The organism is Micromonospora sp. PRAS1, assembly GCF_059553435.1.
The window spans coordinates 34741-58706 of sequence record NZ_JCANNB010000036.1 but is presented as its reverse complement, the minus strand read 5'-3'; the positions used below and the strand labels follow the sequence as shown (position 1 = coordinate 58706).

General features: G+C 71.5%; 22 protein-coding genes. 8 read left to right on the top strand and 14 right to left on the bottom strand.

What is annotated here, in order from left to right; genetic code table 11:
- The first annotated feature begins 3 nt into the window (after positions 1-3).
- From AC507J_RS26215 to AC507J_RS26195, 5 genes are all read left to right on the top strand, one after another.
- A complete protein-coding gene (locus AC507J_RS26215; RefSeq protein ID WP_496292048.1) occupies positions 4-2019 on the top strand; it encodes a M48 family metallopeptidase in 2016 nt (671 codons plus the stop codon).
- 196 nt (positions 2020-2215) lie between these two features.
- On the top strand, positions 2216-3496 hold the full coding sequence (locus tag AC507J_RS26210; RefSeq protein ID WP_496292046.1) for a sensor histidine kinase: 1281 nt from the start codon (positions 2216-2218) through the stop codon (positions 3494-3496).
- Entirely contained in the window at positions 3493-4197 is a 705-nt protein-coding gene (locus tag AC507J_RS26205) for a response regulator (RefSeq protein WP_496292044.1), read from the top strand. The genes AC507J_RS26210 and AC507J_RS26205 overlap by 4 nt, the downstream gene beginning before the upstream one ends.
- 82 nt (positions 4198-4279) lie before the next feature.
- Complete coding sequence (locus AC507J_RS26200) at positions 4280-5173, top strand: ABC transporter ATP-binding protein (protein WP_496292042.1); 894 nt, start codon at positions 4280-4282, stop codon at positions 5171-5173.
- The gene (locus AC507J_RS26195; RefSeq protein ID WP_496292040.1) at positions 5170-6231 is read left to right on the top strand and encodes an ABC transporter permease; all 1062 of its coding nucleotides are present in this window, start codon (positions 5170-5172) and stop codon (positions 6229-6231) included. Before AC507J_RS26200 ends, AC507J_RS26195 begins: the two co-directional genes overlap by 4 nt.
- Before the next feature lie 82 nt (positions 6232-6313).
- On the opposite strand, the gene AC507J_RS26190 is transcribed toward AC507J_RS26195, so the two are convergent.
- The 4 genes from AC507J_RS26190 to AC507J_RS26175 form a co-directional block, all read right to left on the bottom strand.
- Positions 6314-6934, bottom strand: a complete 621-nt coding sequence (locus AC507J_RS26190; RefSeq protein ID WP_496292038.1) for a ribonuclease FAU-1 family protein — start codon at positions 6932-6934, stop codon at positions 6314-6316.
- Positions 6931-7104: a hypothetical protein gene (locus AC507J_RS26185; protein ID WP_496292036.1), complete on the bottom strand. Its 174-nt coding sequence runs from the start codon at positions 7102-7104 to the stop codon at positions 6931-6933. Before AC507J_RS26185 ends, AC507J_RS26190 begins: the two co-directional genes overlap by 4 nt.
- 617 nt (positions 7105-7721) lie before the next feature.
- Positions 7722-9005, bottom strand: a complete 1284-nt coding sequence (locus tag AC507J_RS26180; protein ID WP_496292034.1) for an MFS transporter — start codon at positions 9003-9005, stop codon at positions 7722-7724.
- Positions 9002-9616 carry a winged helix-turn-helix domain-containing protein gene (locus tag AC507J_RS26175; protein WP_496292032.1) on the bottom strand — a complete coding sequence of 205 codons (615 nt, stop codon included), beginning with the start codon at positions 9614-9616 and terminating at the stop codon, positions 9002-9004. The genes AC507J_RS26180 and AC507J_RS26175 overlap by 4 nt, the downstream gene beginning before the upstream one ends.
- 163 nt (positions 9617-9779) lie before the next feature.
- On the opposite strand from AC507J_RS26175, the gene AC507J_RS26170 reads away from it, so the two are divergent.
- A complete protein-coding gene (locus AC507J_RS26170) occupies positions 9780-12050 on the top strand; it encodes a hypothetical protein (RefSeq protein WP_496292030.1) in 2271 nt (756 codons plus the stop codon).
- Positions 12051-12125: 75 nt separating this feature from the next.
- Here the strand turns inward: AC507J_RS26170 and AC507J_RS26165 are convergent, their stop codons facing one another.
- The 3 genes from AC507J_RS26165 to AC507J_RS26155 all read right to left on the bottom strand — a co-directional run bounded on the left by AC507J_RS26165 (position 12126) and on the right by AC507J_RS26155 (position 14013).
- The gene (locus AC507J_RS26165) at positions 12126-12875 is read right to left on the bottom strand and encodes a YebC/PmpR family DNA-binding transcriptional regulator (RefSeq protein WP_496292028.1); all 750 of its coding nucleotides are present in this window, start codon (positions 12873-12875) and stop codon (positions 12126-12128) included.
- A gap of 224 nt (positions 12876-13099) precedes the next feature.
- The gene (locus AC507J_RS26160) at positions 13100-13396 is read right to left on the bottom strand and encodes a hypothetical protein (RefSeq protein ID WP_496292026.1); all 297 of its coding nucleotides are present in this window, start codon (positions 13394-13396) and stop codon (positions 13100-13102) included.
- A 2-nt stretch (positions 13397-13398) separates the two neighbouring features.
- Positions 13399-14013 carry an NADPH-dependent FMN reductase gene (locus AC507J_RS26155; RefSeq protein ID WP_496292024.1) on the bottom strand — a complete coding sequence of 205 codons (615 nt, stop codon included), beginning with the start codon at positions 14011-14013 and terminating at the stop codon, positions 13399-13401.
- Between the two features lie 103 nt (positions 14014-14116).
- Here AC507J_RS26155 and AC507J_RS26150 point away from each other — a divergent pair, with 103 nt between their 5' ends.
- Positions 14117-15025: a helix-turn-helix transcriptional regulator gene (locus AC507J_RS26150; protein WP_496292079.1), complete on the top strand. Its 909-nt coding sequence runs from the start codon at positions 14117-14119 to the stop codon at positions 15023-15025.
- 110 nt (positions 15026-15135) lie between these two features.
- Here AC507J_RS26150 and pdxT read toward each other — a convergent pair whose 3' ends face one another.
- From pdxT to pgsA, 6 genes are all read right to left on the bottom strand, one after another.
- Positions 15136-15744 (bottom strand): pyridoxal 5'-phosphate synthase glutaminase subunit PdxT, encoded by a 609-nt coding sequence (gene pdxT / locus AC507J_RS26145; RefSeq protein WP_496292022.1) that lies wholly within the window; start codon positions 15742-15744, stop codon positions 15136-15138.
- Between the two features lie 97 nt (positions 15745-15841).
- Positions 15842-16759: a pyridoxal 5'-phosphate synthase lyase subunit PdxS gene (gene pdxS, locus AC507J_RS26140; RefSeq protein ID WP_496292020.1), complete on the bottom strand. Its 918-nt coding sequence runs from the start codon at positions 16757-16759 to the stop codon at positions 15842-15844.
- A 226-nt stretch (positions 16760-16985) separates the two neighbouring features.
- Positions 16986-17483 (bottom strand): hypothetical protein, encoded by a 498-nt coding sequence (locus tag AC507J_RS26135; protein WP_496292077.1) that lies wholly within the window; start codon positions 17481-17483, stop codon positions 16986-16988.
- A 35-nt stretch (positions 17484-17518) separates the two neighbouring features.
- Complete coding sequence (locus AC507J_RS26130; RefSeq protein ID WP_496292018.1) at positions 17519-18679, bottom strand: glycosyltransferase family 4 protein; 1161 nt, start codon at positions 18677-18679, stop codon at positions 17519-17521.
- Positions 18680-18693: 14 nt separating this feature from the next.
- Positions 18694-19572, bottom strand: a complete 879-nt coding sequence (locus AC507J_RS26125; protein WP_496292016.1) for a phosphatidylinositol mannoside acyltransferase — start codon at positions 19570-19572, stop codon at positions 18694-18696.
- A gap of 13 nt (positions 19573-19585) precedes the next feature.
- Positions 19586-20218, bottom strand: coding sequence for a phosphatidylinositol phosphate synthase (gene pgsA / locus AC507J_RS26120; RefSeq protein WP_496292014.1), 633 nt, complete (start codon positions 20216-20218; stop codon positions 19586-19588).
- Between the two features lie 246 nt (positions 20219-20464).
- Between pgsA and AC507J_RS26115 the strand changes: the two genes are divergently transcribed.
- The gene (locus tag AC507J_RS26115; protein ID WP_496292012.1) at positions 20465-22609 is read left to right on the top strand and encodes an elongation factor G-like protein EF-G2; all 2145 of its coding nucleotides are present in this window, start codon (positions 20465-20467) and stop codon (positions 22607-22609) included.
- Positions 22610-22686: 77 nt separating this feature from the next.
- On the opposite strand, the gene AC507J_RS26110 is transcribed toward AC507J_RS26115, so the two are convergent.
- Positions 22687-23745, bottom strand: a complete 1059-nt coding sequence (locus AC507J_RS26110) for an aldo/keto reductase (protein ID WP_496292010.1) — start codon at positions 23743-23745, stop codon at positions 22687-22689.
- Positions 23746-23966: the final 221 nt, after the last annotated feature.

Below are 23966 nucleotides of genomic sequence, written 5' to 3'. Positions count from 1 at the left end.
CCGATGAACTTCTTCGAACGGCAGCGCCAGGTCCGCCGGCTGTCGACCCGGTTGGTGCTGCTCTTCGTGCTGGCCGTGATCGGCATCGTGGTGGTGGTGAACCTCGCCGCGATCATCGCGTTCAACGCCACCGCCGGCCCGCCGGAGCAGCTGCTCGGGCTGATCGCGGTGGTCAGCGTGGGCACGGTCGCCGCGATCGGGCTGGCCGCGCTGGTACGTACGCTCGCGCTGCGCGGTGGCGGCGGGAAGGTGGCGCGCGAGCTGGGCGGGGTGCCGGTGCCCACCGACACCACCGACCCGGAGCTGCGCCGGCTGCGCAACGTGGTCGAGGAGATGGCGCTGGCCTCCGGTGTGCCCGTGCCCGAGGTCTACGTCCTGCCGAACGAGTCGGCGATCAACGCCTTCGCCGCCGGCTGGGGCCCCGCCGACGCGGCGGTGGCGGTCACCCGGGGTGCCTTGCAGCGGCTCAACCGCGACGAGTTGCAGGGGGTCATCGCCCACGAGTTCGCCCACGTGGTGAACGGGGACATGCGGCTCAACATCCGGCTGATGGGCCTGCTCTTCGGCATCCTCTTCCTGACCGTGGTCGGCCGTGGCCTGGCCCGCGCCGGAATCATCGGCGGCGGCAGCCGGCAGCGCAGCAACAACAGCGGCGGTGTGAACCCGCTGGCGCTGATCGGGGTGGCCCTGCTGGTGGCCGGCTACGTCGGGGTCCTGGCCGGGCGACTCATCCAGGCCTCGGTGTCCCGGCAACGCGAATACCTCGCCGACGCCTCGGCCGTGCAGTACACCCGGCAGACCCGGGGGATCGCCGGCGCGCTGAAGAAGATCGGTGGGCTGACCGACGGCTCCGAGCTGAAGTCCCCGAAGCGCGACGAGGTCGGGCACATGCTCTTCGGCGAGGCGGCCCGGGCCTCCTGGTTCGCCACCCATCCCCCGCTGGCCGACCGGATCAGGGTGCTGGAGCCCTCCTTCGATCCGGCCGAGCTGCAACGGCTGTCGCGGCAGTGGGCAGCGGCCCCGCCCTCGGGTCGGCAGGAGGACCTCGCGCTCGGCCTGGCCCCGACCGGCGCACCGTCCCGGCCGGGCGCAGCCGGCGAGCAGGTGCCGGGACGGGCGCGGCACGGCGGGCCGGACGCGGGCACGGCACGACCGGCGCAGCCCGGCCAGCCGGGGCGCGGCGAGCAGCTGCGCGTCGCGCCGGAGGAGATGCTGGGTCGGGTGGCCGCCCCCACCGAGACCGCCTACACCCACGCCGCGGCGATCCTCGACCGGATCCCGGATTCACTGCTCGACCGGGCCCGCAACCGCGAGGCGGCCGTGCCGCTGCTGTTCGGTCTGCTGCTCAGCACCGAGCCGGAGATCCGGCAGCATCAGTACGCCGCGCTGGGCCAGCAGCACGGCCACGACCTGGCCGACGGTGCCCTGCGCGCGGCGGACGACCTGGCCGAGCTTCCCGCCGAACTGCGGTTGCCGCTGGCCGAGTTGACCTTCCCAGCGCTGCGCGAGCGGCCCGGCCCGCAGCTGGAGGCGCTGCTCGCCGCCGTCTTCACGTTGATCCACGCCGACGGTGCGATAAACGTGACCGAGTACTGCCTCTCCCGGCTGCTGCTGGCCGAGATCCAGGAGTCGTTGCGGCCGGACTCCCGCTGGCGCACCGACCGGCGCAAACTCACCGACACCCGCTCGGCTGCCGCCGCCCTGCTGGCCATCCTCGCCCAGGTCGGACACCCGGACCGCGCCGAGGCCGAACGGGCCTTCCGGGCCGGGATCGGCGCACTGCTGCCCGGGACCAACCTGCCGTACGCGCCGCCGGAGAACGGCGTCCTCGCCCTGGAGACCGCCTGGCCGGTGCTGGACGGATTGCGGCCGGGCGACAAGGAACGGCTGGTCGCGGCGGTGGTCGCGGTGATCAGCCACGACGGGATGATGACCGTGCCCGAGGTCGAGTTGCTGCGCACGATCTGTGGGCTGCTGCACTGCCCGCTCCCGCCGATGGCCGGCCACGGCATCGGCTGACCGCCCCGGAGCGCCCGGCCCCGCCGGTCCGCCCGGTGCACCCGGAGTACCTGGCCCGCCCGGTGCGTCCGGCCCCGCCGGTGCGCCCGGTGCACCCGGAGTACCTGGCCCGCCCGGTGCGTCCGGTCCGGCCGGTGCGTCCGGTCCGGCCGGTGCGAACCGCGTCGGCGCCCTGGGTGGTGGCATCCTGGTCGGGGTGAGCATCGAGACGGGTGACGGCTGGCGGCGGCCGGGGCCCACCCCTGAACAGCAGCGGCTGGACCTCTACGCCGGGCTGGCCGCGACGGCCCTGGCCCTGTTCAGCCTCACCCTGGTCCGAAGCACCGGGACGTTCCTGCTCGGGCCGCCGCCGTCCGGGCTGGAACAGGTCCTCTGGACCCTCGCGGTGCAGCTGCCGCTGATCTGGCGCCGCCGCTTCCCCGCCGCCACCGCGCTGGTCATCGCCGCCGCGTTCATCGGCGCGCAGGTCCGCGCCGTCCCCGAGTGGCAGCTGTCCCAGTGGGCGTTGTTCGCCGCCATCTACACGCTGGGGGCCTGGGGACGGGACCGGCGGCTGTCCCGGCGGCTGCGGATCGGCATCATCGGCGCGATGTTCGTCTGGCTCGGCATCTCCTACGTGACCAGCTTCGACACGATCCCTGAGGACACATTCGCGGAGGCGGTCGGGCCGGTGCCGCCGGTGCTCGCCGCGATCGTCACCGGCGTACTGATTAACGTGCTGTTCTTCGGGTTCGCGTACGCCTTCGGGGAGACCGCGTGGATCGCCGCCCAACGGCAGCACGAGCTGGCCCGGCACGCGGAGCAGCTACTCCGGTCGCAGGCTCAGATCCGGGAGCACGCGGTGGTCGGTGAACGGGTCCGGATCGCCCGCGAGCTACACGACGTGGTCGCCCACCACGTATCGGTGATGGGCGTGCAGGCGTCGGCGTGCCGCCGCGTCTTCGACAAGGACCCGGCGAAGGCCCGAATGGCGCTCACCGCGATCGAGGAGACCGCCCGTACCGCGGTCGACGAGCTTCGCCGGATGCTCGGCGTGCTGCGCGCCCGCGACAACGACGGCGACGGCACCGCGCAGCCCGCCGGAATCGACCAGGTCGACGCCGTGCTGGACCGGGCCCGCGAGGCGGGCCTGCGGGCCACCCTGGGAAGGTACGGGGAGCCGAGGCCGCTGTCCGGGTCGCTCTCCCAAGCGGTGTACCGGGTGGTCCAGGAGGCCACCACGAACGCGCTGAAGCACGCCACCGGGGCGAGAATGCTCGACGTACGGATCCGCTATCTGGCATACGAGGTGGAGGTCGAGGTGACCGACGACGGCCGGGCCACCCGCCCGACGAACGCCGATGGGCTGGGCCTGATCGGGATGCGGGAACGGGTCGCCGCGCACGGCGGCGAGTTCGAGGCGGGTCCGCGTACCGGCGGTGGTTGGCGGGTACGGGTCCGCTTCCCGCTGCCGGTCGGGGCGGGGACGCCGGCATGAGCACGGAGAGCGTCGCCGACGCCGGCCGGCCGATCCGGATACTGCTCGCCGACGACCAGCATCTGGTCCGCACCGGTTTCCGGGTCATCCTGGAGGTGGAGGACGACATCGAGGTGGTGGGCGAGGCCGCGGACGGTGACCGGGCGGTCGGCATGACCCGGGCACTGCGCCCGGACGTGGTGCTGATGGACGTGGAGATGCCCGGGGTCGACGGCCTGGAGGCCACCCGACAGATCGTCGCCGACGCGACCGAACCGGGTGGACCGGCGGTGCTGATCCTCACCACCTTCGACCGGGACGACTACCTCTTCGCCGCGTTGCGCGCCGGAGCCAGCGGCTTCCTGCTCAAGAACGGCACACCGGAGTCGCTGGTCGAGGCGATCCGGGTGGTGGCCCGGGGCGACGGACTGCTCGCCCCCGAACTCACCCGGCGGGTGATCGCCACCTTCGCCCGGCCGGGCGGCGCCGCCGTCGGGACCTCGCCGGAGGCGGCCCTGCGCGACCTCACGCCCCGGGAACGGGAGGTGCTGGTGCTGGTCGCCGGGGGTGCCAGCAACGCCGAGATCGCCGGTGCCCTGCACCTCGGCGAGGCGACCGTGAAGTCGCACGTCAGTCGGGTGCTGGGCAAGCTGGGTCTGCGCGACCGGGTGCAGGCGGTGGTCTTCGCGTACGAACACGGGGTGGTCCGGCCCGGCGGGTGAGCGACCTCCGTCGGGAGAGGGAGACCTGATCTCCGTCGGCGGGCGGACGGCAGCTGGCGCTCGGCGACCTAGCGTTTACGCCGTGACCAGTGTGCTCCGCCTCGACGGCGTCGACCGCAGCTTCGGCGACCGTCAGGTACTCAAAGACGTGTCCTTCGACGTCGCCGCCGGCCGGATGACCGGCTTCGTCGGCGGCAACGGTGCCGGCAAGACCACAACCATGCGCATCATCCTCGGGGTGCTCGCCCCCGACGCCGGCCAGGTGACGTGGCGCGGCACGGCGCTGAGCCGGGACGCCCGGCGGCGGTTCGGCTACATGCCCGAGGAACGCGGCCTCTACCCCAAGATGACCGTCCGTGAACAGGTGACCTACCTGGGCCGGCTGCACGGGCTCGGCGCCGAGAGCGCCCGGCGGGCCACCGACAGCCTGCTGGAGCGGGTCGGGCTCGCCGAGCGCGGCGACGACCTGCTGGAGACGCTGTCGCTCGGCAACCAGCAGCGCGCCCAGATCGCCGCCGCGCTGGTGCACGAGCCCGAGGTGCTGGTGCTCGACGAACCCTTCTCCGGCCTGGACCCGCTGGCCGTGGACACCGTCGTCGCCGTGCTGCGCGAACGGGCCGCCGCCGGTGCCCCGGTGCTCTTCTCCAGCCACCAGTTGGACGTCGTCGAGCGGCTCTGCGACGACCTGGTGATCATCGCCGATGGTGCCATCCGTGCCGCCGGCAGCCGGGAGGAGTTGCGCGCCGCGTACACCACCCCCCGGTACGAGCTGGTGGTGGCAGCCGACGCCGGCTGGCTGCGCGACCAGCCCGGGGTGAGCCTGGTCGACCTCGACGGCGCCCGCGCCCTCTTCGACCTGGCACCCGGCACCGACGAGCAGCCGGTACTGCGGGCCGCCCTGGAACGCGGCCCGGTGCGCGCGTTCCGTCCGGTCAGCCCTTCCCTCGCCGAGATCTTCCGAGAGGTCACCCAGTGAACACCTTCGAGGCCACCCGGCTCGTCGCCGCCCGGGAGATCCGGGTCAAGCTGCGCGACCGTACCTTCCTGATCAGCACCCTGATCTTCCTGCTGATCGCCGCGGCAGCGACCATCCTGCCGCCGCTGCTGTCCGGCGGGCCGCCAAGCGTGGCGGCGACCGAGGCGGTGGCCGGTCCGCTGCGCGAGGCCGGCCTGGAGGTGCGTACGGTGCCCGACGACGCCGCCGCGGAGCAGGCGGTACGCGACGGCGACGTGGACGCCGCGGTCGTCACCGGCCCGGCCGTGCTCGCCATGACCGAGGCGCCCCGCGAGGTGGTCTCCGCGCTGAGCAGCTCACCCCCGGTCCAACTGCTGGATCCCGACGCGCTGGACCCGGCGCTGGCCTTCCTCGTTCCGTTCGCCTTCGCCTTCGTCTTCTTCATCACCTCACAGACCTTCGGCGTGCAGATCGCGCAGAGCATCATCGAGGAGAAGCAGACCCGGATCGTGGAGATCCTGGTCGCCGCCGTGTCGGTCCGGGCGCTGCTGGCCGGCAAGATGCTCGCCGGCACCCTCCTGGCGCTCGGGCAGATCGCGCTGGTGGCCCTGGTCGCGGTGGCCGGCGTGGCGTTCGGCGGCGACACCGGGCTGCTCTCGCTGCTCGCCCCGGCGATCGGCTGGTTCATCCCGTTCTTCCTGCTCGGCTTCGTGCTGATCGCGGCCATGTGGGCGGCGGCTGGCGCGCTGGTCAACCGGCTGGAGGACATCGGCGGGGTGTCCATGCCGGTGCAGCTCGCGGTGATGCTGCCGTTCTTCGCGGTGGTCTTCCTCAACGACAACGCGTTCGCCATGCGGGTGCTGTCCTACCTGCCGTTCTCCTCGCCCACGGCGATGCCGCTGCGGCTGTTCAGCGGGGACGCGGCCGGCTGGGAACTGCCGGTGTCGCTGGTCCTGCTGCTGGTGACGGCGGTCGGGTTCCTGCTCGCCGGGGCGCGGGTCTACGAGGGGTCGCTGCTGCGCACCAACGGCCGTACCTCGCTGCGCACCGCCTGGCGCGAGCGCGAGACGGTGAGCTGAGCCCTGCTTGACCTGCCCGTCTTGATCGTCTGCACTTCGGTGACTCGACACGCCGCTGTCGTGGTCACTGAAGTGCAGACGATCATCGGTGCGGCGGGACCGCCGCCCAACCGGCGGGCAGGCGTGGGGTGGGCCAGGTCGGGTCGGGGTGCCAGGCCGCCCAGGACTCGTCCCACCAGCGTTCACCCGCGTCCAGCAGGGCGGCGATCCGGTCGCCCTCGGCGCGGATCGCCGCACCCATCCCCGGGTAACGCCCCTCCACCAACCGCTTGGCGAACATCTCCACGTCCTTAAAGACGTACCGGTCGGCGTCCGCCGCCCACCACAGGTCAAGCTCATGATCGAGGGTGTCCACCCCGATGGGCGTACGCCGGAACGGATCCTGAAGGTTGAAGTACCAGCCGGCGAAGGAGCGCTCCGGGCCGGACCAGAACACGTCGACCGAGTGCGCCTCCCCCGGGCGCTGCAACATCAGCTTGCCGTGCCCGGTCCAGGCGGTGTGCCCGGCGACCTGCCAGGGGTGCCGGCCGCACGGGAAGCTTCCCTCGTCGGGGAAAGCGAACTCGGCCCCCGTCGGCAGGTAGAGCGCGAGCAGTTCGGGCGAATCCTCGACGCAGATCGTCGGGCAGCCGAACCACACCTCACCGCGCAGGATCTCCCGCCGCACGACCACCTCGCCCGGGGCGAAGCGCCCAGTTGTCACTCCCCCGCCAGCTCGGGCCGGTGCTCCCTGATCCACGCCTCCACATCCGACTTCCGCCACACCTTGCCCATGGCCAGTACGGCAAGCGGCTCCGGGAAGTTCCGCTGGTTGGCGATGACGGAGGCACGCTGCCGGGAGACGTTCCCCAGCATCGTCCTGATCTCCGACACGCCTACCAGCTCCACAGGTTGACAATGACAGCGTCAACATCATTCGACTCCGACAACTACGCAAACTGTTGACGCAGACAATACACTTCGTAAGCATGGAGGCATTACCTCATCCGCCCAGCCGCCACCCCGCGACCAGCCGTTGAGTGGGTTGCATCCGGTGCATCGGCATCTGCCGGAGCGGCCTGGGTGGCGGTGTCGGGCGTGTGGCGGGGCCTGGCCGTGCCCGGTGGCTCGGATGTTGCTCCGGGTCGAGTTCGGCGCGGATCGGGTGGGTCTTCCGGTCTACCTGGCCGGGCTTCTCTTCGACGCGACCGGGGACCTGATGCACGAGGCTTTCCCGCCCACGCCGGCGGAGTTGTTCGAGCGCTTCCTGGCCTGGACCACGCCGAGGGCAACCCGCCCGGAAGGTGGCCAGAGCGCGGGGCGGGCGGCAGGCGACCCGAGGGTGGGGCGGCCGGGAGGCGTGTCGTACTGGGCCATCACCTACCCCTACGACCGCCCACTCACCACCTCCGGCTGCACCGTCCTGCGCTTCGACACCGCTGGACTGGTGACCGCATCCCGCGACTACTCCCACACCACCGAAGGCCGCCTCCCCCCACCCCCCACCCTCTTCACCTGTCTTCATCGCTCTCGGGCAGGGCGCGCATGGCGCGCAGCGGGGAGAAGACAACCCAGCACACCCCGAGCAGGGCCCCAAGGCTGGCGATCCAGAGGGCCGGACGTACCCCGATCGCGGCACCGAGGGCCCCGCCGATCAGGGCACCGATCGGCCGGATGCCGTGGTTGACCGTACGTCTGAAGCCGGAGACCACGGCGAGCATCGCCACCGGAGTCGCGGCGATCTGCACTGACCCGACCGCAATGTCCAGCACCATGACGCCCAGTGCGGAGACGAACTCGGCGGCGAACAGCAGCCCGATTACCAGCGGCTGCGGCCCTCCGGCCAGCGGCACGAGGAGCAGTGGGGCCGGAAAGGCGACGAAGCCAAGGAGCACCGCAGGACCGATGCCGATCCGGCGACTGACCGGTCCGGTGACCGCCGCGCCGAGCAGCCCACCGAACGCGCCAGCCCCCATGATCAGGCCCAGCATCCCAGGGGCGACCCCAAGTTCGGTGGTCACGTACAGCACGAAGAGCGCAGCGAACATGTAGTTGAACAGGTTGAGCGTGGTGGTGCCGAGCAGCGTCGCCCGGAGTACCGCGGATCTGGCCACGTACCGCACGCCAGCGGCCATGCCCAGGCTAGCGCCGGCCGGTACGGGATGCTCGGTGACCCTGGTCCGGGCCAGGAAGAGCGCCGACGTCAGGTAGGTGGGCACGCCGGAGAAGAGGGTGACCGGGGCGGTGAGCACCTGCACAAGCAGGCCACCGATGCTCGGGCCGGCAATGTGCGCCATGGCTCTGCTGCCGTTGACCAGGCTGTTGGCCTGCACGTAGTCCGGCCGCTGGACCAGAGCGGCGAACAGGCTGCTGTGCGCCACCTCGAAGAACACCGAGAGGATCCCGATCAGGAAGGCCACGCCGCAGAGCAGCAGCAGGTTCAACGCGTCCATCCACCACAACAGCGGCACGACAAGCAGCAGGGCCGCTCGACCGAGGTCGGCAACGATCATTACTCGACGTCGACGCGGGCGCTGGTCCACCCAGGCGCCGGCCGGCAGGGAGAAGAACAGGTTCGGCAACAGCGAGGCGGCGGTCAGATAGCCCATCTCGGCGGGTCCGGCACCGAGGGCGAGCAGGGCCAGCAACGGTACGGCGAGCATGGTGATCTGGTCGCCGAAGAGCGAGACGGTCTGCGCGGTCCAGTAGCGGCGAAAGGCGGCGTGCTGGAGCAGTCGTGGGATGCCCGGTCGGCCCGGCGGTGCCGGGCCGGTCAGCACGAGCGGTTCGGTCACGCTTCGTCTCCGCCCGTCGACTCCGGCGCGGGTGCGGCTGCCCGTGGTAGTGCCATCTGGACGAACGTCACCGGGCGCGAGCCGGGTGGGCGTTTCGCCGGGTCGGCGACCCGTTCGTCGTACCGGGCCAGCAGCGCGTCGATCTCCTCCGTGACCTGCCGTAGTTCGGCGGCGGTGACGTGCAGCAACGCGTCGCCGAAGCCAGCGGCGGCCCGCCATTCGGCGGGCTCGTCGGCGCGGATCGCGAGATAGTCCTGCGCGCGTTGCAGATAGAGCGCGACCATCACGCCGTTGATCTGGTCCGTGGCGGCCCGCATTGCCGGATCGTCGGAGTCGTCGTCCCAGGACGTGTACTGCGTGGTGGCCCGCCAGGGCCGTTCCCGACCATCCGCCCCGGGAACCCGTTCGGCGAACCCGTACTTCGCGAGTTGGCGCAGGTGGAACGAGCAGTTCGGCACGTTGTCATCGAGCCGAGCTGCCGCCTGCGTCGCGGTCATCGGCCCTTCACCGCGCAGCAGCCCGATCAGACGCATCCGCAGCGGGTGCGCGTACGCGCGCAGGGCGCGCGGGTCGTTGACCTTGATGGAACGCCGGGGCACCTCTTCAGACATACAGTAGAGAATGCTTTAGAAAGCTATCTCTAGCAACTGCCTAAGCTCTGGGTCGGGTCACCCGATCGCCCTCGCGCGGCGCTGAGCTGGGGTTATTCTGCCGATGATCCTTCGGGAAGGTCCCCAGCCCAGCCGAGCCCGACGGTGGCCCGGGAGGAAACTCGTGAGTGGCACGGACTGGAGCGAACGCCTGGACTTCGAGCCCGACGACCGCGAATGGTTGATGCTCGACCAGGTTGCCGGCGGCAAGCGGGCCGAACCCGACGACCAACTCGGCACCGAGGTCGGCGCCACCGCCGTCAGCTACCTCTGCGCAGACCCCGGCGCGCCGGTCAAGGATCGCGTGGTAATCGTCGGCGCCAAGATCCGGGGCCGGTTGGACCTCTCCAGACTCCACCTCTGCCACGGCCTGTCGTTCCGCGACTGCGAGTTTCCCGACGGTGTCGACCTGTCCGGAGCGGTCTGCGACGAGCCGATCCAGTTCCTCCGCTGCCGGATCGACGGTCTCACCGCCGACAGCATCCGTGGCTGCAAGGACATCAGCGCCCTCGAGTGCGACATCATCGGCGTGAGTTTCGCCGACGCCCACCTGGAGCACGACCTGATACTCAGCGGCAGCCGGCTGACCCACCGGCCCAGCTGCGCGGCGTTCCACGGGCCCGACATGGTCATCGAGGGCGGGCTCTTTCTGAACGGTACGACGGTCACCGGCGGCGTCACCCTGGACTCCAGCTACATCGCGGCTGATCTGGACTGCCGGGGCGGGCAGTTCAGCAACGCTCCGGCACCGGCCATCGACGCGACCTGGGTGACGGTCGGCCGGGAACTGCGCTGCGACGAAGGGTTCCGCGCCGACGGGGAGGTCCGGCTCTGCTGGGCGCAGGCGGAACTGGTCTCGTTCCGCAACGCCACCCTGCACAACCCGAACGGGCTGGCGCTGCACGCCGATTCGCTGCGCGTCACCATCGGCTGCTACCTCGATCGAGATTTCCAGGCCACCGGCCCCGTACGCCTGTCCGGTGCGCAGATCGACGGTGAGTTGAGCTGCACCGGCGGGTCGTTCGACGGCCGGGCCGGCGCGGCGATCGAGGCGGAGCGGCTGGCCGCCAGGGACGCGTACCTCGATCGGGGCTTCACGGCCCACGGCGCGGTACGCCTGGTCGGCGCGCTGCTGGCGCGTCAACTCACCTGCACCGGCGGACACTTCGAGAATCAGGCCGACACCGCCCTGGACGCCACCGGGCTGATCTGCCAGGGCAGCGTCTACCTCAACTGGGATCCCAGACTCGAAGCGGGCTTCACCGCCCACGGTCAGGTCCGGTTCTCCGGCGCCAGTGTCACCGAGGCGGTCGTCTGCTCGGGCGGACTCTTCGAGTGCGACAACGGCGTCGCGCTGGACGCGGACGGCTTGACCACAGCTGGGGACGTCATGCTCGACGCCGGCTGCCGGGCGATCGGTGGAGTCCGGCTCGCCCGAGCCACTGTCGGCCGGCAACTCGACTGCCGACGGAGCACCTTCCGGGCAGGGGGACCCATCGCTCTCGACCTGACCGGCCTGGTCGGGCACGGTGACGTGCTGCTCACCGACGACTTCCGGGCAATCGGCGAAGTATCGCTCCGGGACGCGGACATCGCTCGGAACGTGGACCTGGGTGGGGGGCATTTCAGCGAGGTCGGAAGAATGTCGATCAACGCCTTCGGGCTGCGAGCCGGCGGGTCGCTCGTCCTGCCGACCGAGAAGCCGCTCCAGCTCGTCGACCTGCGGTACGCGAGCGTGCGGCGACTCCACGACAGTACGACGAGCTACCCGGAAGACCTCGTCGAACTCGAAGGTCTCACCTACCAGAGCATCGAGAACGACCCGCCGTACGAAGAGCGCATCAAGATACTCAGCCGAATGCGCACCTACTCGCGCCAGCCCTATCTGCAACTCAGCAAGATCTACCGGGAAGCCGGCCAGGAGATCGCAGAACGTGAGGTGGCGGTCGCCGGCCTGAAGCAGCTCCGCAAGAAGGACAAACTTCCGCGCCACTCGAAGCTGTGGAACATCTTCATGTGGTTGACCGTCAGGTACGGCTACCGGCTTTACCAGCCATTCCTGATCGCGCTCCCGTTCGTCCTGCTCAACATGATCTTCTACCACTCAGCCGAGCATCACAACCTCATGGAGCCGGTGGGCGCGCGGACCGCCGAAAGGCCGCACACCGACACCACACACTGCCCCGAGAACTACCCCTGCTTCAATCCGGTCGCCTACTCGGTCCAGTTGCTGGTCCCCGGCGTGAACCTGTATCAGATCGACAAGTGGGTACCCGATGCCAGCAAAGCCTGGGGCACTCCGCTGCTCTTCTGGACCTGGGCCATGATTCTGGCCGGCTGGGTGCTCGGCTTCTCGTTCGCCGCCGCGATCAACCAGGCAATCCGCAAGGAATAGCCACTGCACCTCGAGATAGAAACACCTCCCGGATGACAGTGTCCGGGAGGTGTCCTGCATCCAGGCTGCGGAACGTCAGCCGACGGCGGCCATCACCTCGTCGGAGACGTCGAAGTTGGCGTAGACGTTCTGCACGTCGTCGCTGTCCTCCAGAACGTCGATCAGCTTGAAGATCTTGCGCGCGCCCTCTTCGTCAAGCGGCACGGTGACGCTGGGGATGAGCGAGGACTCGGCCGACTCGTACTCGATGCCGGCGTCCTGCAACGCGGTGCGTACGGTCAGCAGGTCGCCCGGCTCGGAGACCACCTCGAACGCCTCGCCCAGGTCGTTGACCTCCTCGGCGCCCGCGTCCAGCACCGCAAGCATCACGTCGTCCTCGGTGGTGCCCGCCTTCGGCACGATCACCACGCCCTTGCGGGAGAACATGTACGACACCGAGCCGGCGTCGGCGAAGGAGCCGCCGTTGCGGGTCAGCGCGGTGCGTACCTCGGTGGCGGCGCGGTTGCGGTTGTCGGTCAGGCACTCGATCAGCAGCGCGACGCCGTTCGGGCCGTACCCCTCATACATGATCGTCTGGTAGTCGGCGCCGCCGGCTTCCAGGCCGGAGCCGCGCTTGACCGCGCGGTCGATGTTGTCGTTGGGAACCGAGTTCTTCTTGGCCTTCTGGATCGCGTCGTAGAGCGTCGGGTTGCCGGCGGGGTCGCCGCCTCCGGTCCGCGCCGCGACCTCGACGTTCTTGATCAGCTTGGCGAACATCTTGCCGCGCTTGGCGTCGATGACCGCCTTCTTGTGCTTGGTCGTCGCCCACTTTGAGTGGCCGGACATCTGTTACCTCCGTTGCTACCCGCCGGCTGCATCGACCGCACCGCGCACGCCCCCGCTCCCCACCGGCGCACACGGTGGTGCCGGTCAGCTCTGGTGAGAAGCCGTGACGGCCAGATGGCCCTGCCGAATCTCGACAATCCTACCGACGTACGACGGGCGGCCGTCACCCGCCGCACGCCGGCAGTCCTGTGGATCACCGCAGACAGGCGCATAGCGGACGCAGGCTACTCCCCCATGCCGTACGACTCCAGCAGGTCGGCCTCCGACATCTCGAACCGCTCGCAGCGCTCCTCCAGCCCGGCCCGGTATCGGCCGAACGCCGCCAGTGACGGCAGCGGATCGGGCAGGTGCGGGCCGGTCACCACGTCGACGAAGGTGTGCCCGTCATCGAGCCGCAGGGTGAGCTGGCGCAGTCCGGGCGGCCGGGTCCGGGCCAGTTCCTCGTGGACCGCGTCGAGCAGGGTCAGGTGCTCGGCGAGGCGGTCCGGACGGACCCGGTACGTGATCAGCATCGTCGTCATGATCATGCCACCGTCACGACGTCGCGGGCCGCCTCGAGCAGGTCGGTGAGCATCGCCTGCACCGCCGCCGCCCGACCCTCGCCGGGCGCGATCCGTCCCCCCGCCGTCGGGTCGGACGTATCCTCGCCGGACCAGTCGAAGTCGGTGAAGAGCTCCAGCTCGACGTGCTCGCGTACCACCTCCATCCCCACTTCGGTGAGGATGTCCCGCAGGTGACCGGCCGCCCGGCCACCGCCGCGTACACCGTAGCTGAGCATCCCGGCGGGCTTGCCGCGCCACTCGGCGTCCAGATAGTCAATGCCGTTCTTGAGAATGGCGGGGATCGAGTGGTTGTACTCCGGGGCGACGAAGACGAAGGCGTCACACCCCGCCACCACCGCCGACCAGCGGCGGGTGTGTTCGTGCCGGTAGTCGCCGAACCGGGCCGGTACCGGTTCGTCCAGCAGCGGCAGAGGGCTCTCCGCCAAGTCGATGGTCCTGATCGTCGCCGCGCCGGCCCGTACCGCCGGGTGCTCGGCCGCCACCTCGGTCACCCAGCCGGCCACCGTCGGCCCCCGTCGGCCCGGACGGCTGCTGCCCACGATCACGCCGATGACGAAAGGTTGTTGCTCTCTCATGACTCCACCTCACCGGCGGACCGGCCGCCCGGGGAGACCGGCGGGAGGGTAGCCCTGGCGGGGTCACCCTTGCCGGCACTACGCGCGGCAGACTGGGGGCGTGATGGACGGAGAGTTGGGCGCGTTCCTGCGCAGCCGGCGGGAGGCCCTACGCCCCGAGCAGGTGGGACTCCCCGCCGGCCCCCGACGTCGTACCCCGGGGCTGCGCCGGGCGGAGGTCGCCACGCTGGCGCAGGTGAGCGTGGAGTATCTGACCCGACTCGAACAGGGCCGCGACAACCGCCCCTCACCGGAGATCCTCGCCGCGCTGGCCAATGCGCTGCGCCTCGATCCGGCCGACCGGCGGCACCTGCAACAACTGGCGTCGGTCGACCACCGCCGGCAGTTGTGCACGGGGCAGCGTCCGGCGGTCTCGCGTACCGTCCGCCCTGAGGTTCGAGGGCTGCTGGACGCGCTGCGGGACCGACCCGCGTACCTGCTCAACCGGGTCGGCGATGTGCTGGCCTGGAACGATCCGTTCGACCGGCTGGCCCGCCCACTCGGGCTGTTCGACGGCGACCGGCCCAACCTGGTGTGGTTCGTCTTCACCGACGAACGCGCCCGGGTGCACTTTCCCGACTGGGCGGAGCTGGCCGACCAGCAGGTCGCCGAGCTGCACCGGCTGCGCCAGGGCGACCCCGCCACGGATGCCTTCGCCGAACGGCTCGGCAGCATCGTGGGGGCACCGTTCACCTCGCGGTGGCGACGCCGTCCGGTCGCCGCCCGGTCCAGCGCCGTGCGCCGGTTACGGCATCCGGAGGTCGGCCCGCTGCGCCTGGCGTACGAGACCCTGGAACTCCCCGACGACCAGCAGCGCCTCGTCGTCCACCTCCCCGCCGACCCCGCCACCGCAACCGCCCTCACCCGCCTCCTCCTAACCCACTCCTCCTACCCCCACCCCCACCCCTCCCCCCACCCCTCCCCTCACCCCTCCTCTCCCATCCCCCGCACCCTCCGCCCGGTCGCCAGCTGACTCGTTGATCATGAAGTTATTGCCATTCGTCCCGGCGTGTCGGGACAACAACTTCATGGTCAACGGCGCTGGGGGCGGCCGGAGGGTGGGGTGGCCGGAGGGTGGGGCGGTTAGGTGGGGGTGGTGCGGACGAGGTGGGTGAAGTAGCGGTGCAGGCGGAGGTCGTGGGTGAGTTCGGGGTGGAAGGAGGTGGCCAGCAGGTTGCCCTGGCGTACGGCGACGATCCGGCCGGCGGACGGACCCTCGGTGACCGTGCCGAGCACCTCGACGCCCGCGCCGACCCGTTCAACCCAGGGCGCGCGGATGAAGACCGCGTGCAGCGGCCCGCCGTCGATCCCGGTGATCTCCACCGGCGCCTCGAACGAGTCGACCTGCCGGCCGAACGCGTTGCGCCGTACCGTCATCTCGATGCCGTCGAAGCCGCGCTGGTCCGGCCGCCCGTCAAGCACCTCGGTGGCCAGCATGATCATGCCGGCGCAGGAGCCGTAGACCGGCAGGCCGGCGGCGATCCGCTTGTCGATCGGTTCACGCAGCTCGAAGAGGTCGACCAGTTTGCTGATCGTGGTGGACTCCCCGCCCGGGATGACCAGGCCGTCGACCGCGTCCAGCTCCGCCGGGCGGCGGACCGGGCGGGCCTGCGCGCCCGCGCCGGTCAGGGCGGTGAGATGTTCGCGTACGTCTCCCTGGAGGGCGAGCACGCCAATCACGGGTGTTGTCACGTGCCTTCCTTCCCGAGCGCCACCGCTCAGACCTCGGCGTGTTAAGAAGGGGCCCTTCCTCTACCGGAGGCGTTAACAAGGGGCCCTTCCTTGCAAGTCACCAGCCGCGGTCGGCGAGGCGGTGCGGGACGGGGATGTCGTCGACGTTGATGCCGACCATCGCCTCGCCGAGGCCCCGGGAGACCTTGGCCAGCACGTCCGGGTCGTCGTGGAAGGTGGTCGCCTTGACGATGGCGGCGGCCCGCTGGGCCGGGTTGCCGGACTTGAAGATGCCGGAGCCGACGAAGACGCCTTCCGCGCCGAGCTGCATCATCATCGCCGCGTCGGCGGGGGTGGCGATGCCACCGGCGGTGAAGAGCACCACGGGCAGCTTGCCGGTCTCGGCGATTTCCTTGACCAGCTCGTACGGCGCCTGAAGCTCCTTCGCCGCGACGAACAGCTCGTCGGTCGGCAGCGAGGACAACCGGCGGATCTCCTGGCGGATCTTCCGCATGTGGGTGGTGGCGTTGGAGACGTCGCCGGTGCCGGCCTCGCCCTTGGAGCGGATCATGGCGGCGCCCTCGGTGATCCGGCGCAGCGCCTCGCCCAGGTTGGTCGCACCGCAGACGAACGGGACGGTGAACGCCCACTTGTCGATGTGGTTGGCGTAGTCGGCCGGGGTGAGCACCTCGGACTCGTCGACGTAGTCGACGCCGAGCGACTGGAGGATCTGCGCCTCGACGAAGTGGCCGATGCGGGCCTTGGCCATCACCGGGATCGAGACGGCGTTGATGATGCCGTCGATCATGTCGGGGTCGCTCATCCGGGACACCCCGCCCTGGGCGCGGATGTCTGCGGGCACCCGCTCCAGCGCCATCACCGCGACCGCGCCGGCGTCCTCGGCGATCCTGGCCTGCTCCGCGGTGACCACGTCCATGATCACACCGCCCTTGAGCATCTCGGCCATGCCGCGCTTCACGCGGGCGGTGCCGACGACGGGGGTGGCGTCGGGGTTCGGGGAAGTCGTCTCGGACACGGGTTCATCGCTCCTCGGGCAGCTCGGGGCGGGACGGCGAAATGCTACGTCCGGCCGGCGGGCGTTCCGACAGCCAATCGAACCCGTGGTGGCCTGCTCTGTGGCCGCCGTCACCGCAGCGGGCGCGGCGGCGGGGACCATGCCGGGATCGGGCTGTCGCCGGGACGGCGGGGATCATGCCGGCAGCGCGGCGTCGGGGATCATGCCGGCAGCGGGACGGCGGAGATCATCTGGTGGTGACGTCGACGGGCGGCACGGCGAGGGTCGGGTCGTCGATGTCGAAGTAGCGCGGCCAGGAGTGCCGCCGCCCCATCCGCAGCAGGCGGACCAGCGGCCGGCCGCGCGCCGTACGCGCGTCCCGGACCAGGTCGGTGTGCACCTGCCGGGCCAGGGCGAGCCGCCGGCTGGCGGCGATCACCGCCTCGCAGTCCGGGTCGGTGGGGTCCAGCTCGACCGCCCGCAGCTGGCGGGTCAGGTCGTTCTCGGCCGCCTCCCGCTCCTCCGGCTGTGCGTCGAGGGCGATCCGCGCGGCCGCGTACAGCTCGACGCCGTAGCGGCGCTCGGCCAGCACCGCCGCCGCGGCGGCCCGGCGCAGCAGGTGGGCGTCCAGGGCGCGGGCGGCGAGCTGCGCACGGGACTGGAGCCGCTCGACCCGGCCGGCGGTCCAGATCAGGTACGCCGCCACCAGGGCGACGACCACCGTCGTGCCCACCACCCACCACATGCCCGGCATCGTAGTGCTGCTCACGTTCCTCCCGGTCAGTCCGGCCCCACCCACTCCTGGTCGATCACCCGCCCATCGGTCGCCTCGATCGCCGCTGCGTATACCTCCAGAACCCGGCGGGCAACCACGGGCCAGTCGAAATTCGCCACCACCTGGTTACCGCAGGTGGTCAACTCGGCCCGTTGGTCCGGATCGTCAAGCAGTTCGGCGATCGTCCGCCGGAGCGCCACCGCGTCACCTGTGGGAAACAACCGCCCGGCCCGGCCACCGTCGAGCACCCGGCGGAAGGCGTCGAGATCGCTGGCGACGACTGTGGTGCCGGCGGCCAGCGCCTCGGTGAGAATCATGCCGAACGACTCGCCGCCGGTGTTCGGCGCCACGTACAGGTGCACGCTGCGCAGCATGCGCGCCTTCTCCTGCTCGGGTACCAGACCGAGAAAAGTCACCCGATCCCGCAGATCGGGCGGAAACTGGTCGAACAGGTCGTCCGGGTCGCCGGGGCCCGCCACCAGCAGGCGCAGCCCGGCGCGCTGCCGGGCCAGCTCCACGAAGGCGTCGCGCAGGATCGGGAAACCCTTGCGGGGCTCGGTGAACCGGCCCAGGAAACCGAGGGTGCCGCCGCTGCCCGCCGGCGCCTCCCCCGGCCAGCCGGGCAGCGGCTCGACACCGGCGAACTTGGCCACCGCGACCCCGTTGGGAATCTCCACCGCGCCGCCGTCCAGGTGCTCGACCTGCACCTTGCGGGCCAGCGCACTGACCGCGATCCGGGCGGTGATCCGCTCCAGCACGATCTGGAGTACGCCCTGGGCGGCGGCGAGTACCCGGGACCGGGTCATCGCGGTGTGAAAGGTGGCGACCACCGGGCCCCGGGCGGAGAGCACGGCGAGCATGGAGAGGCTCAGCGCCAGCGGCTCGTGCACGTGCAGCACGTCGAAGTCGCCCCGGATGATCCACCGGCGGACCCGGGCGGTGGAGACCGGACCGAAGGCGATCCGGGCCACCGAGCCGTTGTACGGCAGCGGCACCGCCCGCCCGGCCGGCACCACGTACGGCGGCAGCGGCGAGTCCTCGTCCGCCGGGGCGAGCACGCTCACCTCGTGCCCGAGCCCGATCAACGCCTCGGCGAGGTCCATGACGTGGTTCTGTACCCCGCCCGGGACGTCGAAGGAGTACGGGCAGACGATGCCGATCCGCATTGCGCCCGTCCCCCTCAGTCCAGCCACATCCGCTGCAACATGTGCCAGTCTTGCGGATGCCGGGCGATGCCCGCCGCGAGACCGTCGGCGATCCGCTGGGTCAGCGACCGCACCCGTACGTCAAGCGTGCCCTCCTGCGGCCCCGGCACCGGCAGCGGGCCCTCGATCGAGGCGCACGCCGCGTCCGGTTCGTACCACATCGAGGCGACGTAGAGCGGCGCGCCGGTGCGCAGGGCGAGCAGGGCCGGGCCGGCCGGCATCCGGGTCCGGCCGTCGAAGAACTTCACCTCCACCCCGCGGGCGGAGAGGTCCCGGTCGGCGAGCAGCGGCACCACCGCCCCGTCGGTCACCCGCTCGGTGAGCACGTCGAGCGGGGGCCGGACGCCTCCGGTGGCGGGCAGGATCTCCATCCCCAGCCGCTCCCGGAACGCCACGAACCGCTCGTAGACGCCCTCCGGCTTGAGCCGTTCCATGACGGTGGACAGCGGCCACTCGTTGGCCACCACCCACGCGCCGGCCAGGTCCCAGTTGCCGGCGTGCGGCAACGCCACCACCGCGCCCCGGCCGGCCGCCACGTCGGCGGCGAGCAGTTCGGCGCCGTCCAGCCGGAACCCGGCGAGGATCTGCTTTCGGCTCAGCGACGGCAGCCGGAACGCCTCCATCCAGTACCGGGCGTACGAACGCATGCCTCGCCGGACCAGTTCGTCGAGTTCGGCCTCGGGCAGTTCCGGGCCGACCACCCGGCGCAGGTTGGCGCGCAGCCGCTTGACGCCGGCACCACGCCGGCGGTGGGCCCGGTCCGCCACGGCGTTGAAGCCAGCGGCGGCGACCGGCCGGGGCAGTGCGCGGACCAGCCGCCAGCCGGCGGCGAAGCCGAGTTCGGTGAGGTTCACGCGCAGCTGCCGCTCATCGCTGACCGCCCGGCACGTCGACTTGCCGGGCCTGCTGGTGGACGTGCCGCATCCGCTGCCCCACGGTGAACAGCGACACCGCCGCCAACAGCCAGAGCGCGACCGGCAGCGCCGCTTCGACGCCGAGGCCGGTGAGCAGGCCACCGACGCCGACGATCAGCAGCCGTTCGGTACGTTCGGCGACGCCGACGTTGGCGCTCATGCCGAGCCCCTCGGCGCGGGCCTTGACGTACGAGACCAGTCCGCCCGCGGCCAGGCAGATCAGCGCGGCGGCCATTCCGGGCCGGTCGCCCTCGCTGGCCAGATAGAAGGCGACCGCGCCGAACACCGCGCTGTCGGCGACCCGGTCCATGCTGGAGTCGAGGAAGGCACCGAACCGGGTGGAGCCGCCGCTCATCCGGGCCATCGTGCCGTCGAGCAGGTCGGTCAGCGCGAAGACCGTCACGATCAGCGCTCCGGCGACCAGGTGACCGCGGGCGCCGAAACCGAGCGCACCGACGAGCACCCCGAGGGTGCCGGTCACGGTGACCGCGTTGGGGGACACGCCCGCGCGCAGCAGGCGGCGGGCAATCGGCTCCACGACGCGGGTCATCCCCGCGCGGGCCGACACTTGGAAGATCTTCGCCATGGCGGTCCCACGATAACGGTCGGCCGCTGACCGGCGACAGCACCGTCCGAACACGGAGGGTTGTGCCGGCCCCGCATCGGGTGTGAGATCGAGCCGGGAGGGTGACCCGGCTCACCCGAACGCCCGTTGATCGCTCGGCTCCAAGCGCTCCACCGGAGGATATCGCCGCAGTATTCCGCCCGGGCCGCATCCCCGTCGCGCGCGGCGGTCGCCACCCACCACCACCGGCTGAGGGAGGTGCGCCCGATGGCGCAGAGGAATCAGGACAAGGGGGTCACCGACGTACCGACGGTGACCGACCCCGCGAAGATCCGCAACGTGGTGCTCGTCGGGCACTCGGGAGCGGGTAAGACCAGCCTGGTCGAGGCCCTGCTCGCGGCGACCGGCACGATCGCCCGGGCCGGCTCGATCGCCGACGGCAACACCGTCTGCGACCACGACCCGGCGGCCGTACGCCAACAGCGGTCGGTCTCGCTGGCCTGCGCTCCGTTGTGGCACGACGGATTCAAGGTCAACCTGCTGGACACGCCCGGCTACGCCGATTTCGTCGGCGAGTTGCGGGCCGGCCTGCGCGCGGCGGACGCCGCGTTGTTCGTGGTCTCCGCCGTCGACGGGATGGACGCGGCCACCGCCGCGCTCTGGGAGGAGTGCGCCGCGGTCGACATGCCCCGGGCGGTCGCCGTCGCCCGGCTGGACCACCCGCGCGCCGACTTCGACGAGGCGGTGGCGCTCTGCCAGCGGGTCTTCGGTGACAACGTGCTCCCGCTCTACCTGCCCATGCTCGGCGACGACGGCATCTCCACCGTCGGCCTGCTCGGACTGATCACCCGGCGGGTCTTCGACTACACCGACGGCCTGCCGCCGCAGGTACGCGAGCCCGATCCGGAGCACCTGCCGGCGATCGTGGAGTCCCGCAACGAGCTGATCGAGGGGATCATCGCGGAGAGCGAGGACGAGACCCTGATGGACCGGTACCTCGGTGGCGAGGAGATCGGCACCGAGCTGCTCATCGAGGACCTGGAGAAGGCGGTGGCCCGGGGCCACTTCTACCCGGTGGTGCCGGTCTGCGCGGCGACCGGGGTCGGGTTGGACGCGCTGTTGGAGGTGCTCACCGCCGGCTTCCCGTCGCCGCCGGAGCACGCGCTGCCCGCGGTCACCGGGATCGACGGCACGCCCCGCCCACCGCTCACCTGCGACCCGGACGGTCCGCTGGTCGCCGAGGTGGTCAAGACCACCATCGACCGGCACGTCGGGCGGGTCTGCGTGGTCCGCGTCTTCTCCGGTACGCTGCGCCCCGAGCAGACGGTGCACATCTGCGGACACGGCCTGGCCGACCGGGGCCACCCCGACCACGACGCCGACGAGCGGATCGCCCATCTCTACAGCCCGCTGGGGGCCACCCTGCGCGAGGTGGGCGTCGCCGTGGCCGGTGACATCTGCGCGATCACCAAGTCCGGCAGCGCGGAGACCGGCGACACCATCTCCGCCAAGGACGACCCGCTGCTGGTCGCCCCGTGGGAGATGCCGGAGCCACTGCTACCGGTGGCGATCGTGGCGAAGTCCCGCTCGGACGAGGACGCCCTGGCCCGCAACCTGGCCCGGCTGGTGGCCGGTGACCCGACGATGCGGCTGGAGCGCAACCCGGAGACCCACCAGTTGGTGCTCTGGTGCATGGGCGAGGCGCACGCCGACGTGGTCCTCGACCGGCTGCGCGCCGGGGGCGTGGAGCTGGACACCGAGCCGGTGCAGGTGGCGCTCCGGGAGACCCTGACCGCCCCGGCGCGGGGTCACGGCCGGCACGTCAAGCAGTCCGGCGGGCACGGCCAGTACGCCGTCTGCGACATCGAGGTGGAGCCGCTGCCGCGCGGCGCCGGCTTCGAGTTCGTCGACCGGGTCGTCGGCGGTGCGGTGCCGCACAACTACATCCCCTCCGTCGAGAAGGGGGTACGCGCCCAGATGGAGCGCGGCCTGGTCGCCGGCCACCCGGTGGTGGACCTGCGGGTGACCCTGGTCGACGGCAAGGCGCACAGCGTGGACTCCTCCGACGCGGCGTTCCAGACCGCGGGGGCGCTGGCCCTGCGCGACGCCGCCGAGCGGGGCCAGCCGACGCTGCTGGAGCCGATCGACGAGGTGACCGTCCGGGTGCCCGACGGCAACGTGGGCGCGGTGATGGGCGACCTGTCCGGCCGCCGGGGCCGGGTGCTCGGCACCGAACCGGACCCGGACGCCGAGGGCCGCACGTTGGTCCGCGCCGAGGTGCCCGCCCTGGAACTGCTGCGCTACGCCGTCGAGCTGCGCGCAATAACCGCTGGCGCCGCCACCTTCCGCCGCCACTACATCCGCCACGACCCCCTCCCCACCCACCTCGCCACCGCCCACCACCACGGTTGATCATGAGGTTAGCGGCAGTTTGAAGATCAACAGCTGCCGCTAACCTCATGATCGCCGGGGTGGGGCAGGGGTGGGGATTAGGGGCGGGCGGTGGGGAGCATGGGGCTGGGCCAGTAGGGGCGGTCGACCTCGCGGAGCGCGGCGGCCCGCAGGGCGGCGAGCTGCCGTTCCACCTCGGCGAAGTGGTCGGGGCGCAGCGGACCGAGGGCCAGCGCGGCGGCGTTCTCCGCCACCTGCTCGACGGTGCGGCAGCCGGGGATCGGGATCGCGCGCGGGCTGCGGGCCCAGATCCAGCCCAGTGCCCCCTGAGCCAGGGTGCGCCCGTCAGCGGTCAGCGCCGCCCGCACGGCCTGCACCCGGCGCAGCCACTCCGGGGCGGGCCGGCCGCCGCGGAACCACTCCAGCCAGCCAGAGGTCATGCCCCGCACGTCGTCGTAGGGCAGGGTCGAGGCGGCGTGGTACTTCCCGGTGAGCAGACCCATGCCGAGCGGACCGCAGCTGATGCTGGCCAGGTCGTACTTCTCGCAGAGGTCGAGCAGGTCGGGGGCGTCGCGCAGCACCGAGAGGCTGTGCTGCACGGCGGCGGCGTGCGGGGCGTCCTGGCCGAAGGCGGTGGCCCGGTCGGCCCGGTCGGTGCTCCAGCCGTACGCCCGGATCAGGCCGTCGGTCACCAGTTCCTCAAGCGCGCCGACGAGCGCCTGCGCCCGGTGCACCGGCAGGTCGGCCAGGTGCAGCTGGTAGAGGTCGATCCGGTCGGTGCCCAGCCGGCGCAGCGAGTCCCGCACCGCCCGGTGCAGGTACGCCGGTGAGGGGTCCGCCCCGGTGGCCTGCCGGGTCCGCTCGTCGAACGTGTAGCCCCACTTGGTGGCGATGACCGCCTCGTCACGCCTGCCCGCCAGCGCCCGCCCGAGCACGCGTTCGCCGTGCCCGGCGCCGTACGTGTCAGCGGTGTCGAACAGGGTGACGCCGAGGTCGAGCGCTCGGCGGACCGTACGGATGGATTCCTCGTCGTCGACCGCACCCCAGCCCAGCGGGGTGTGTCCCTCGGCCCAGGGGCCGGCTATCGCCCAGCAGCCCATGCCGAGGGCACTCACCTCGATGCCGCTGCGGCCCAGGGTCCGCGTCGACTGCACCATCGGCGCATCGTGCCATCCTGCGAGCGGAATTTGGCAGAGGTCCATCACGATCATCCGTACGGGTCGCCCGGTCCCACGGATCACCCCGAACCGGCCCCGGTTTCGCCGCCGTACCGGCCCTGGCCACGCCGCCGCAGCTCACGGCCGTGAACGTCGGGCCGCCGTACGCCACCGCCGCTGACGGAGCGTATCCCGCAGCGTCACCGTCACCATCACCGCCG